General features: G+C 73.0%; 6 protein-coding genes. 2 read left to right on the top strand and 4 right to left on the bottom strand.

All coding sequences use genetic code 11. From position 1 onward, the window contains the following. Positions 1-43: 43 nt before the first annotated feature. Complete coding sequence (locus tag GQQ95_RS00355; RefSeq protein WP_157425656.1) at positions 44-2686, top strand: carbohydrate-binding protein; 2643 nt, start codon at positions 44-46, stop codon at positions 2684-2686. A gap of 41 nt (positions 2687-2727) precedes the next feature. Here GQQ95_RS00355 and GQQ95_RS00350 read toward each other — a convergent pair whose 3' ends face one another. Continuing rightward, a complete protein-coding gene (locus GQQ95_RS00350) occupies positions 2728-4149 on the bottom strand; it encodes a glycoside hydrolase family 43 protein (RefSeq protein ID WP_157425655.1) in 1422 nt (473 codons plus the stop codon). 194 nt (positions 4150-4343) lie between these two features. On the opposite strand from GQQ95_RS00350, the gene GQQ95_RS00345 reads away from it, so the two are divergent. After that, positions 4344-5375, top strand: a complete 1032-nt coding sequence (locus GQQ95_RS00345) for a LacI family DNA-binding transcriptional regulator (RefSeq protein ID WP_212275196.1) — start codon at positions 4344-4346, stop codon at positions 5373-5375. A gap of 122 nt (positions 5376-5497) precedes the next feature. Here the strand turns inward: GQQ95_RS00345 and GQQ95_RS00340 are convergent, their stop codons facing one another. The 3 genes from GQQ95_RS00340 to GQQ95_RS00330 all read right to left on the bottom strand — a co-directional run bounded on the left by GQQ95_RS00340 (position 5498) and on the right by GQQ95_RS00330 (position 13116). Next, on the bottom strand, positions 5498-8983 hold the full coding sequence (locus tag GQQ95_RS00340; protein WP_157425654.1) for an endo-1,4-beta-xylanase: 3486 nt from the start codon (positions 8981-8983) through the stop codon (positions 5498-5500). Between the two features lie 132 nt (positions 8984-9115). After that, positions 9116-10717, bottom strand: a complete 1602-nt coding sequence (locus GQQ95_RS00335; protein WP_157425653.1) for a glycoside hydrolase family 43 protein — start codon at positions 10715-10717, stop codon at positions 9116-9118. Then, positions 10714-13116, bottom strand: coding sequence for a beta-xylosidase/alpha-l-arabinosidase (locus tag GQQ95_RS00330; RefSeq protein WP_157426102.1), 2403 nt, complete (start codon positions 13114-13116; stop codon positions 10714-10716). Before GQQ95_RS00330 ends, GQQ95_RS00335 begins: the two co-directional genes overlap by 4 nt. Positions 13117-13126: the final 10 nt, after the last annotated feature.

Here is a 13126-nt window from a genome sequence, read left to right as displayed (position 1 = left end):
CCACGGATCACCGCGATCCACGACGACACGAAGGAGTGTGCGCATGCTGCATGGCAGGACACGAACCAGGACCGGGACCGCGTCCCTCGCCGCGGGGGTGATGCTCGTCGCGGGGGCCGCGGTCACGGCCGGCGCCGTGCCCGCGGCATCCGCGGTGGAGGATGCCGCCACCGTCGCCGCCGGGTACGAGTGGTCGAACGCGGCGATCTCGGGCGGCGGGTACGTCCCGGGGATCGTCTACAACCCCACCGAGGAGGGCCTCGTCTACGCCAGGACCGACATCGGCGGCGCGTACCGGCTCGACCGCGACACCGAGCGCTGGGTGCCGCTGCTCGACCACGTCGGCTGGGACGACTGGAATCGGCTGGGCGTCCTGAGCCTCGCGACCGACCCCGTCGACACCGCACGGGTGTACGCCGCCGTCGGCATGTACACGAACGACTGGGACCCGAACGCCGGCGCGATCCTCCGATCCTCGGACCACGGCGAGACCTGGCAGGCGGCGGAGCTGCCGTTCAAGGTCGGCGGCAACATGCCCGGCCGCGGCATCGGCGAACGCCTGCAGGTCGACCCGAACGACAACGACGTGCTCTACTTCGGTGCCGAGCAGGGCCAGGGCCTGTGGCGCTCGACCGACGCGGGTGCGACGTTCGAGCAGGTGGGGAGCTTCCCGAACGTCGGCGACTACGCACCCGACCCGGCCTCCGAGAACTCGTACCTCACGAGCGAACTCGGCGTGCTGTGGAGCGCCTTCGACACGGCATCCTCGCCGTCGGGCAGTGCGACGTCGACGATCTTCACGGCCGTCGCCGACAAGGACCACATCCTCTACCGCTCCGACGACGCCGGCGCGACCTGGTCCGAGGTGGAGGGGGCACCGACCGGGTTCATCCCGCAGCGCGGCGTCATCGACGAGGAGGCCCGCGTCCTCTACATCACCACGACGGACACCAGCGGACCCTACGACGGGTCCGACGGGGAGGTCTGGCGGTACGGCCTCGACGACGGGAAATGGACCGAGATCACGCCGATGCAGCGGCCGGTGGGCGGCGACTTCGGGTTCGGCGGCCTGACCGTCGATCGCAACGATCCCGACACGATCATGGTCGCCACGCAGATCCAGTGGTGGCCGGACATCCTGATCTTCCGCAGCACGGACCGCGGCGAGACCTGGTCGCCGATCTGGGACTACGCCTACGGCGGCGACGGCGCCGCCTCGGTCGAGCGCCGGTACGAGCAGTCGATCGACGACGTGCCCTGGCTCGCGTTCGGCAAGGAGCCGGGCGAACCCGTCCCGTGGAGCGAACCGACGCCGAAGCTCGGCTGGATGGTCTCCTCGCTCGAGATCGACCCCCACAACTCGGATGAGCTCATGTACGGCACCGGCGCGACGATCTACCGGGCGAACGACCTCACCGAGTGGGATCGCCCCGACGGCCGCATCCACCTCGCACCGGCGGCCGACGGCATCGAGGAGACCGCGATCCAGGATCTCGTCGCCCCGCTCGGGGACGTCGACCTCGTCTCGGCCATGCTCGATCTCGGCGGCTTCGTCCACGAGGACATCGGCCGGGTGACGAACACGTTCCAGGAGCCGTACTTCGGCGGTGCCACCGCGGTCGACGCGGCCGGCCTCGCCGAGGGCGCCATCGCGCGTGCGGGAACCGACGGCGCGGGCGCGCACCGGGCCGCGTTCTCGGGCGACGGCGGCGCGACCTGGGCCTCCTCGCCCGTGGTCGACGGCGCCACCGGCGGCGGCACCGTTGCGGTGACGGCCGAGGGCGGGGGAGCGGTCTGGGCTCCGGCGGATGCGACGCCGCAGGTCACCGCGGATGGCGGCGCGAGCTGGTCGCCGGTCTCCGGCCTCCCGGACGGGGCGCGCGTGGAGGCCGATCGCGTCGACGCGGACGCCGTCTACGGCTTCGCCGGCGGGACGTTCTACCGCTCCGTTGACGGTGGTTCGAGCTTCACGGCACTCGATTCCGCGACCCTCCCGGTCGAAGGGAACGTCCGCTTCGCCGCGATGCCCGGCCGCATCGGCGAGGTCTGGCTCGCGGGCGGCGACGCCGACGGCGCGTACGGGCTGTGGCGCTCCGTCGACGGCGGCGGCGAGTGGGAGCGCGTCAGCGGCTTCGACCAGGCCGACACCGTCGGCTTCGGCATGGCCGCCCCGGGCTCGACGCATCCCACGATCTTCACGGCCGCGCGACGTGACGGGGTGCGCGGCGTGTTCCGTTCGACCGACGGGGGTGCGAGCTGGACGCGCATCAATGACGACGATCACCAGTGGGGCTGGATCGGGGCCGACATCGAGGGCGATCCGGACGTCTTCGGCCGGGTCTACGTCGCGACCAATGGGCGAGGCATCGTCGTCGGCGACGATGCGTCGCCGTCGGAACCCGCGGCGTGGAGTGCCTCCGCCACCTACGGCGAGGGGGACGTCGTGACCTTCGACGGCTCGCCGTGGGTCGCCACCTGGTGGAGCCGCGACGACGAGCCCGGCGCCGCGCGCGGCCCGTGGCAGGAGATCGCCACGGCGTCGAGCGGGGTCTCCCAGTGGACGTCGTCGCGCATCTTCGGCTCCGGCGACGTCGTCGAGCACGACGGCGAGCTCTGGCGCGCCGAGTGGTGGTCGCGCGGCGACCGTCCGGGCGACCGGAACGGCCCGTGGGAGCGCCTCGGCTGAGCTGGTCAGGGTGCCCGTGCGGTTTCGCGCACGGGCACCCGTCACGCCTCGCTGATCGAGATGCGCCGCACGAGGGCGATGCCCCGCTCGACGCGCACCCCCGCCACACGGCCGGTGAAGCCCGTCGCGACCTCGGTCGAGAGGTAGCGGCCGTCGATCGTGCCGAGCGCTCGCCCGCCGGCCGAGAGCACGAGGTCGTCGGGTCCCATGGCCGAAGCCGGCACCGAGGCGATCTCCACCCGCCCGTCGAACGCATCGACATGACCGAGTTCGACGACGCGGCCGCCCACCGTCCAGACGGCGGTGGCCCCGCCGTCGGCGATGCGCACGCCGACCCGGTTGCGGTCGTCGAACCGCACCTCGGCGTGCACGACCGCGTCGCGGCGGGGGTCGAGCTCGAACACGGACCCCCAGTGCATCGCCTGGAGCCGGGCGTACACGCCCGCTCCATCGGCTGCCGCCACCTCGAGTCCGCCCGGTACGGTGTTCGCGAAGGTCTCGATCCGTGCGCGCGGCGAGATCCAGCGCGGATGCAGGCGATCGAAGGCGTCGTCGACGTCCCAGGCCCGCTCGGGCGGCACGGCCTCCGACGGCCGGAACACCGGCCAGTCGTCGACCCAGTCGACCTCGGCGAGGAAGGTCTCGCGCCCGTTGACGTGGAACGACGGCGTCATGCCGCGCGGGCGCACCCCGAGGTGCACGGCCGCCCAGGTTCCGTCGGGCCGCTCGACCAGGTCGGCATGGCCGATGTTCTGCACGCGGTGCTCGGTGCTGCGGTGGGAGTAGACCGGGGTGGACGGCGCAGCCTCGAAGGGGCCGCGCGGGTCGCGCGAGCGCGCGACGGAGACCCCGTGCCCCCGTTCGGTGCCGCCCTCGGCGGCCACCAGGTACCACCAGTCCCCGTGGCGGAGCAGATGCGGGCCCTCCGTGTGCCCGAGGTCGGTACCGGTCCAGAGGAGCCGCGGCTCCTCCAGCACCCGCCCCGTCTCGGGGTCGATGGCGGCCTGCCAGATGGCGGACGGACCGCTCGACCAGGAGCAGTAGCTGACCAGGCACTCGCCGTCGTCGGTCCAGCAGAGGTCGGGGTCGATGCCGCGGAGCTCGGGCAGTTCGATCGCGTCGGACCAGGGTCCGGCGGCGTCGGCGGCCCGGAACAGCCGTTGTCCGCCGTGCGCGTCGCCGACGTCGGACGTGATCAGCCAGAACCAGCCGTCGTGGTGGCGCAGCGTGGGCGCGTAGATGCCGCCGCTGTCGCGCGCCCGGCCCGCCGGGAACTGGGTGTCGCGCACGAGCGCGTTGCCGATCTGCGTCCACCTCACGAGGTCCCGCGAGTGCCAGATCGGCACCGCGGGCACGTACTCGAACGAGGAGTTCGCGAGGTAGTAGTCCTCGCCGACACGGCACACGCTGGGGTCGGGGTGGAACCCGGGGACGACCGGGACGACCTCTGCCGTGCCGCTCATGCTGCGGCCGGCCGGGAGTCGCGAGGATGATCGCCGAGCAGCGGCTGGGCGGGTTGCGTGGTCATCGGCATGGCTGTTCCCGGATTCGTGGACGTGGTCCGGTCCAGTATGTCGTCGAAGCGTTTCGAAAGAAAGGTCCGACGTTCGCGTGAATGCGCTCGCTTTACGCAACTTTCGTGATTATGATTCGAAACATGAAGACGGATGCCGCGGGCGAGCGGGTCACCCTCGCCGAGATCGCCGAGGAGACCGGCGCGAGCCTGTCCACGATCTCGAAGGTGCTCAACGGCCGCACCGACGTGTCGAGGAACACGAGGGAGCGCGTCGAGCGCGTGCTGCACGAGCGCGGATACGTGCGCCGCGGCGCGGGCCGGTCCGAATCCCGGCCCGAACTGCTCGAGCTCGTCTTCCACGGCCTCGATCCGATCTGGTCGATGGAGCTCATCGGCGGCGTCGAGGCCGTGGCCAAGGAACACGGACTGAGCGTCGTGCTCACCGTGAGCGGCGACCGGCACGCACCGGACCCCGACTGGATCGAGGGCGTCATCCGGCGCCGGCCCGTCGGCGTGGTCCTCGTGTTCTCCGAGCTCTCGCCCGAGTACCGAGAACGGCTGCGCGCGAGAGCCATCTCGTTCGTGATCGTGGATCCCGCCGGCGACCCGTCGCCCGACGTGCCGAGCGTGGGCTCGGCGAACTGGTCGGGCGGGCTCGCCGCGACCCGGCACCTCATCGAGCTCGGGCACCGGCGCATCGCCGCCGTCACCGGGCCTGAGGACATGATGTGCTCGCTCGCCCGGCTCGACGGGTATCGCAGCGCGATGAACTCCGCTGGTCTCGAGATCGACCCGGCGTGGGTCAGCTACGGCAACTTCGAGGTCGGCGGCGGCCGCGACCGTGCGCGCGAACTGCTCGCGCTTCCGGCCGATCGACGGCCGACGGCGATCTTCGCGGGCAGCGACCTGCAGGCGCTCGGCGCCATCGATGCGGCGCGGGACGCGGGACTCTCGGTTCCCCGCGACCTCTCGATCGTCGGCTACGACGACATCACGCTTGCGCCGTGGGTCAGCCCGCCGCTCACGACCGTGCACCAGCCGCTCCGACGCATGGGCGAGGAGGCCGCCCGGCTCGCGATCCGCCTGAGCGGCGAGCAGCCGACGACGACCCCGCGCATGGACCTCGCGACGAACCTCGTCGTGCGCGAGAGCACCGCACCGCCGGCATCCTGACGGCCTCGGCGCGCTGACCGCGGCAGCAGGGTCGGCACGGCCGGTCGGCGGCGGGAGTCGAACGGCAGGCGGATGCCGCCGGCCGGAGTCCGATCGAACCCCGGCCGGCGACATCCGTCGGGCTATCCGAAGAGGCCGCGCAGCCAGTCGAACAGCGACGCCAGGATCGCGGTGACGACCTGCTTCGGCGTCTTCGCGGGCTTCTTGTCGACCGCCGTGACCGGCTCCGAGGTCGCCGAGACCGGCTCGAGCCCGTCGACCGTCGCCGTCACGGTCACCGTCAGGCGATGGCCCACATCGGCCTTCTTCACCTGGTACGCATCGCCCGTGCCCTTCTTCACGGCGACGCCGTCGACGTACCACTGGTACGTGAACGACGCGCCGTCGAGCGACCACTCGCCCGGGTCGGCGGTCACCCTCGTGCCCTTGACGGCGTCGCCCACGATCCTCGGTGCGACGACGTTCTCGAGCACGGGATCTGGCTCCTCGACCCCGGCCACGAAGCGGCCGACGCCCCAGCGGGCGGTCGACTGGTAGCCGGCGCCCGTCGGGTCCGCCCAGTTGCGGATCGAGGTGCGCTGCCCGCCCGACGCGTCGTTGACCTGGAAGTCCAGGCCGTGGATGGAGCCCGCACCGCCGAAGTCGCCGAGATCGACGGACGCCTCGACGAGGTAGCCGCCCTCGACGGTGGCGGTGGCCGTCTGCACGCGCGCCTGCTGGAAGGCCTCGTCGCCCGTGCCGAAGGACACCGCGTTCGCCGCGCTGATGCGGATCTGCGTGTCGTCGTAGCGGTACGAGCCGTTCTTCGCGTTGCCCGGGTCGACGTAGACCTCCACCGAGTCCTGCGTCCACGGGTCGGATCCCGACACGTCGACGACGGGGTCGGCGACCTCGGCGAGGACGTAGAGGGTGTCGCCCTTCCACAGCGTCCGCACGTTCGCGACGGCGCCGTCGGTGCCCTGCACCTGCTTCGACGTGGTGACGGCGTTCGCGTCGGACCAGGCCTCGTCGATCGCGGCATCGACGACCGGCGCGTCGCCCGCCTCGACGACCTCGACGAACGAGAGCGGCTCGACGAGGGTGAGCGTGCCGGCGACGCCGGGCGCGTTCCAGGCGACCGTGCCGCCCTCGACGCCGGTCACCCGGACGTCGAACCCGAGCGTCCCGCCCTCCGCGGCATCCGTCACCGGGAGGTGGGCGACGAGGTCGTACCCTCCATCGCGCTCCGTGGCGATCGCCGAGGGGTCGCCCGAGCCGTCGCGCGCCACGCGGTAGCTCGCGTCGCCCACGGAGAACTCGACGCCGTCCGCGGCATCCGGGCTCTGGTCATCGACCGATACGTAGGCCGTGAGGTGGTCGTCGGCCCAGCGCAACTGGAAGCCCGCCGTGCCCTCGAGGTCGTGCAGCGGCAGCCTGGCCCACTCGGGCGAGGTCGTCGCCGCCGCGTCGAGGGGCACGTCGCCCGCGAACACGTTCGCGGTGCGCAACGGCGCCGGCAGCTCGCCGTCCACCGCGCCGAAGTACGCCGGCTTGGCCTTCAGGGCGTCGTCGAAGACGAGCGGTGCACCGTTGTCGACCCGCCAGCTGCGGCCGTCGGTGAGGCCCCACACCGTGACCGAGAACAGGTCGTCCGCGTGCTCGCGGAACACCCGGAACGCGTCGCGGAAGTAGTAGCCCTGGTCGACGAGCTTCGCCTGCGTGACGGGCGTGCCGGTCGTCACGTCGAACTCGGTGACGGCCTGCGTGACGGGCAGGTCCTCGAATGCGACGATCGCGTCCTCGAGGGCCGAGACCGGCATCGCGAGGCTCACGTGGAACTGGTGGCCCACGCCGTCGACCGGCACGCCGCGCTCGATGAGCCGGGACACGAGCGCGTGGTAGCGCTGCTGCTTGCCGCCCTGCTCGGTGTTGTAGTCGTTGATGAACAGCGTCACCGGGCGGTCCGAGCCCGCGGCCGCGTAGACGTCGTTGAACGCCTCGTCCGCGTAGGCGAAGGACAGGTCGATGAACTCCTCGCCGAGGATGCGGTACCACTCGCTCCGGCGCAGGCCGTCGGCGAACTCGCCGCCGTCGGAGACGACCTCGTTGACGACGTCGATCGCGCGCAGGGGGTTCGTTTCGGCGCCGAACGCGCCGTAGCGGCTCGAGAGGTACTCGGCGACGGCGAACACGTGGGTGCGGAGCCGTTCGCGGAGCACCTGGCGGTCGGGGTCGGACGTCGTGAGCGGCCGGCCCGCGGCATCCGTGAAGAAGGTGGCCGGCGTCTGGCTGTGCCAGACGAGCACGTGCCCGTAGACGCCGAGGTCGTGCTCCTGCGCGAAGTCCATCAGCGCGTCGCTCTCGGCATTCGCCTCGACGAAGGCGCCGTCGGCGTCGTACCAGGCCTCGGGCTTCATGAAGTTCTCGGGCGTGACCTGGTCGAAGTGCCGCAGCAGCAGCTCGGATGCCGCGCCCGCCGTCTCCCGGCTGTCGATCGCGACGCCGACCGGGAAGTCCACCGTCTCCTTGATGCCCGTGAGCTCCTCGACCACGGGCGGTGCGGGCACGCGCAGCACGACGTCGTCGACGTGGAGGTCGCTCGTGTTGCCGGCGGCGCCGTTGTCCCAGCGGGTCTCGAAGTACAGCAGCGAGGCCTCGGCGTCCGAGCCCTGGAACGAGGCGGTGACCTGCTTCCAGCCGTCGTTCGTCACGCCGTCGAACTGGGCGATCGTGGCGAACGCCGTGCTCCCGCCGTCGGTGTTCGCCCGGCTCAGCCAGACGTCGTCGACGGGCTGGCCGTCGCCGAAGCGGAGCCACGCGGTGAGCTCGTAGGTCACGGCGGGATCGAGGAGACCCGTCACGTCGTGGCCGATGCCGTCGCCCTGGGTGACGCGGTTCGCGACGACGGCGGACTGCGTGCCGCCGTGCGCCTGCGCGCCTGAGAGCTCGACGGTCGCGGTGGTGTCGCCGCTGCCGCCGCGGAGACCCCAGCCGTCGAGGCCGTCCTCGAAGTCGGCGTCGAGCACGACCTCGCCGACCGGATCGGGGTCGGGCCCTCCGCCGTCGTCCTCGGTCGTGATCGCCAGGTCGTCGACGAGGAACGACGGATGCGTCGTGCCGACCGCCGCGGCCTCGATGTAGATGTTCGCGCTCGCGACATCGTCCGGGAAGGCGTACGTGCCGCCGATCCGCACCCAGCCGTCGGCCGTCGCGTCCACGGAGGACCCCACCCAGGTGTACGTGTTCGAGCCGCCGGCCGCGGGGGTCTGCTCCGCGGTGAAGTGGATGCTGCTCGTGCCCTCGGTTCCCGCGGGCAGCTTCACCCACGCCGAGACATCGTACGAGGCGCCCTGCTCGAGCAGGCCGGTCGAATTCGCCGACACGCCCTGCCAGTTCGCCGTGCGGCCCGACACGGAGAGGCTCTTCGCGCCTCCGTGCGCCTCGGCGTCCGTGACGGCGAGCGTCACCCCGCCGCGCGGACCCCATGGGCCGAGCGAGCCGTCCTCGAAGTCGGTCGCGCTGACCGTGACCGGTTCCGCGCTCGCCGGAGCGGCGGCCAGCCCGAGGGTGGCGGCTAGGGCGGCCGCCGTTGCGAGCCCGAGTGTTCCCGATATCGTGCGTCGTTGCATGATGAGCGCTCCTTCGCGCTGTCTGGTGGGTGCACGGAGCGCCCACGGGGGTCGGTGCGTGGTGGTGCGTGGTGCTTGGTGGTGCGTGAGTGGTGCGTGGTGTCTGGTGGTGGTGGCGTGCGCTCGGTGGCCTCAGCGCGCGGGCGCGTGCTCCAGGTCGAGCCGGTCGAAGTCGGCCCATGCGGATGGTGGGTGGGCGGTGCGCCCGGCGAGATCGGGCTCGTGGACGACGAAGACGCCGCCGACGACCCCGACGAATCCGCCGCCTTCGCTCGGGCTGAGCGGCGACACGTCGGCGGTGCCGACGGCCGTCCCGGCGAGGCGCGCGATCGCCAGGAACCCGTCGACCTCGAGGGCGAGTCCGAGTCGGCCGGCCGGCGCGTCGGCGGTGGCGAGCACCCGGTCGTCGCCGTCGACGTGGAGCACCAGCTCGACGACTCGGCGGGCATCGGCGGGAGCACCGCCCCCGATCCGCACGCCGAAGCGCAGGTGCCGGCGATCGGTGAGCCGGAGCGCGAGCCCGGCGACGAGGCCGGCCGGCGCGGCATCCGGGGTCTCGAGCACGGTCGCGAGCCTCGCGGCGGGCTGTTCCAGCCGGAACCCGGCGAACGCGTGCGGGACGGGCTCGGCGAGCCCGCGGGAGATCGCCTCGAGCCTGAGGTGGCCCGGTCGCGCCCCGAGCCGGAGCCTCGTCGTTCCGGGCGCCGTGCGGACGGTGAGCAGCTCCGGATGCGGCGTCGCCCCGTCGAAGTCGTCGGCGAGCGAGGTCGGGGCGACCGGACCCGCGTCCGACCACGGCACGTCGACCTCGTCGCGCAGGCGGCCCTCGCCGGGCGCGAACACGGGCCACCCGTCCTCGAAGGCGACGGGCACGAGCCAGGTCTCGCGGCCCTGCAGCGCATCGGCGCGCGCCTCGCCGAGCGGGAGCCGCCGCGTCGCGAGCACGGTCGCCCACCAGCCGCCGCGGCCGTCGTCGACGAGGTCGGCGTGCCCGACGTTGGCCACGCCGACCTCGCCGCCCAGGTGGCGGTGCGTGAGGAGCGGGTTGGCCTTGGATCCGGCGAACGGGCCCGTCGGGCCGGAGCCCCTGGCTGCACTGACGGCGTGGTGGCGTTCGGTGCCGCCCTCGCTGGCGAGGAGGAGCACCTCATCGCCCAGCCGGTAGAGGTGCGGGCCCTCGGCCCAGACCGCTCCCTCGACGGCGCCGTGCCACACGACGTGCTCCTCGCCGACGAGCGTCATCGTGGCCAGGTCGAGCTCGCGCACCCAGACCTCGGTCTGCTCGGGCCAGTCGCCCGGTTCGGCGAGCCGGGTGCCGCACCACCAGGCGCGGCCGTCGTCGTCGATGAGCAGCGACGGATCGATGCCCGGCGCGTCGTCGATCCACGCGGGGTCGGACCACGGGCCCTCCGGGGCCGTCGCGGTGACCACGAAGCTGCCCTGGCGGCCCTCGCCGCCGACGAGCGTGCAGGCGACGAGGAAGCGGCCGTCGTGGTACCGGACCGTCGGTGCGAACAGGCCGCCCGAAGCCGCCACCGTCGAGAGGTCGAGCTGCTCCTCGCGGTGCAGCGCGTGCCCGACGAGTTCCCACTCGACGAGGTCGCGCGAGCGGTGCACCGGCAGGCCGGGGAAGTACTCGAACGTCGAGGTCACCACGAAGAAGTCCTCGCCCACGCGGCAGATGCTCGGATCGGGATGGAACCCCGGCAGCACCGGGTTGCGTGCCGCGGTCACGGCGAATCGGTGCCGATGCGCTCGGTGCCGCTCCGCTCGCCGCCGACGCGCCCGGCCGTCCAGACGGGGTGCAGCGCGCGCGTGTGGTCAACCACCCGCACCGGGCCCGAGAGCTCCACCGTCGCCGTCAGGGGCAGGTCGCCGCTCGAGCGCCCGAACCCGAGCACCAGGGTTCCCGGTTCGACGATGCGGAGCCCGTCGCGCCCGGTGAACGAGGCGAGGTCGGCGGGCACCTCGACGCCCAGCCGGACGGATGCCCCCGGCTCGAGCTCGACGCGCTGGAATCCGATGAGCCGCTGCACCGGTCGAACGACCGAGGCCACGGGGTCGTGCACGTAGAGCTGCACGATCTCGGCCCCGGTGCGGTCGCCGGTGTTCTCGATCGTGAGCGACAGCCGGACGCTGCCCCCGGTGGTCGCCTCGGCGATCTCGATGTCCAGGTCGCCCCAGGCGAACGGGGCGTAGCCGAGGCCGTGGCCGAAGGGGTACTTGGCGGTGGGGTCGATGTTCGACACCTCGCTGCTCCGCGCGAGCGTCGACGCCAGGTAGGTCGAGGGCTGCGCGCCGGGAGTGGCCGGCACGCTCACGGGCAGCCGGCCGCTCGGGTTCACGCGACCCGAGAGGATGGCGGCGAGGGCGCGGGTGCCCTCCTCGCCCGGGAAGAAGGCCTGCAGGATGCCGGCGGCGCGGTCGGGCGCAGAGCCGAGCACGTACGGGCGCCCGGCGAGCAGCGTGAGCACGGTCGGTGTGCCCGCGTCGAGCACGGCCTCGAGCAGGTCCTTCTGGGCGCCGGGCAGGTCGAGGGTCTCCGCGTCGCAGCCCTCGCCGCTCGTGCCGCGGCCGAAGAGGCCGGCGCGGTCGCCGAGTGCGAGCACCACGACGTCGGCGGATGCCGCGAGCTCGACGGCCTCCGCGAAGCCGTCGGTCTCGCCGCCGTCGATCGAGGTTCCGGGCGCCAGTGCGATCTCGGCCCCGGGGAACTCCTCGCGGAGCGCCTCGACGAGGGTCGGCAGCTCGATGCCCAGTCCGCTCTCGGGGTGGTGCACGCCGACGTGCGTCGGGAAGCCGTAGCAGCCGAGCACGGCGAGCGGGTCGTCGGCCGTCGGCCCGATGACGGCGATGCGGGCGGGGGAGGCGAGCGGCAGCGTTCCGTCGTTGCGGAGCAGCACGATCGCCCGTTCCGCGATGCGGCGCGCGAGCTCGCGGTTCTCGGCGGAGTCGAGGTCGACGGCGCCCTTCGCCGCGGTGGCGGCCGCGGGTGCGGCCGGGTCGTCGAGCAGGCCCAGCTCGACCTTCTGCACGAGCACGCGCAGGAGCGCCCGGTCGATGACGGCCTCGTCGATGCGGCCGTCGGCGACCGCCGCGACGAGCGGCTCGCCGAAGGCGTGCACGGTCGGCAGTTCGACGTCGATGCCGGCCTCGAGCGCGGCCACGGCCGCGTCGGACAGGTCGCCGGACGTGCCGTGCAGGGTCTGCAGGAAGGCGACCGAGAAGTAGTCGGCGACGACGGTGCCCTCGAAGCCCCAGGTGTCGCGGAGCAGCCCCGTCAGGAGGTCGCGGTCGGCGGCCGTCGGCACGCCGTCGAGGTCGGTGTAGGCGTTCATCACGGAGCGCGGCCCCGCCTCGCGCACGACCATCTCGAACGGCGGCAGCAGCACGTCGGCGAGCTCCCTGGCGCCGACCGAGACGGGCGCGAGGTTGCGACCGGCACGCGATGCCGAGTAGCCGACGAAGTGCTTCAGGGTGGCGACGATCCCTGATGCCTCGAGCCCCCGCACGTACGCGGTGGCGACGCTGCCCACGAGGTACGGGTCCTCCCCGATGGTCTCCTCGACGCGGCCCCAGCGGGCGTCGCGCACGACGTCGAGCACGGGGGCGAGGCCCTGGTGCACGCCGACCGAGCGCATGTCCTCGCCGATGCGGCGCGACATCCGCTCGATGAGCTCGGGGTCGAAGGTCGCGCCCCAGGAGAGGGGCACCGGGTAGGCGGTCGCGCCGTGCGCGGCGAAGCCGGCGAGGCACTCCTCGTGCACGAGCGCGGGGATGCCGAAGCGGCTGGAGTCGACGATGCGCTCCTGCAGCCGGGCGAGCGACTGCGCGCCGACCGCCGCGTCGATGGGCGCGGTGCCGAACGCCCGCGTGATCTGACCGAGGCCCTTGGGCAGCAGGGCGTCCAGGTCGATCGCGCCGCTCATCTCGTGCTGGTGCGGAGCCACGTCGGCCCCGTCCTCGGAGGCGCCGATCCAGATGCCGTAGAGCTGGGCGATCTTCTCCTCGAGGGTGAGCTCGGCGATCAGCGCGCCGGCGCGTCGGGCGGCCGGAAGCGACCGGTCGCGCCACGGCGCGTCGGTGGCGGGCGCCGTCCAGGTCGCGGCGGGGTGGGTCGTGGCGTTCGTCATCGTGGCATCC

The sequence above is a fragment of the Agromyces salentinus genome (assembly GCF_009749395.1).
Lineage (GTDB): Bacteria > Actinomycetota > Actinomycetes > Actinomycetales > Microbacteriaceae > Agromyces > Agromyces salentinus.
This window is presented reverse-complemented; position numbering and strand designations above follow the sequence as displayed.

What these genes read in the sequence shown, in the direction of transcription:
- GQQ95_RS00350 (WP_157425655.1), bottom strand. Translation starts at nt 4,149, where the DNA reads ATGAGCGGCACGGCAGAGGTCGTCCCGGTCGTCCCCGGGTTCCACCCC.
- GQQ95_RS00355 (WP_157425656.1), top strand. Translation starts at nt 44, where the DNA reads ATGCTGCATGGCAGGACACGAACCAGGACCGGGACCGCGTCCCTCGCC.
- GQQ95_RS00340 (WP_157425654.1), bottom strand. Translation starts at nt 8,983, where the DNA reads ATGCAACGACGCACGATATCGGGAACACTCGGGCTCGCAACGGCGGCC.
- GQQ95_RS00345 (WP_212275196.1), top strand. Translation starts at nt 4,344, where the DNA reads ATGAAGACGGATGCCGCGGGCGAGCGGGTCACCCTCGCCGAGATCGCC.
- GQQ95_RS00330 (WP_157426102.1), bottom strand. Translation starts at nt 13,116, where the DNA reads ATGACGAACGCCACGACCCACCCCGCCGCGACCTGGACGGCGCCCGCC.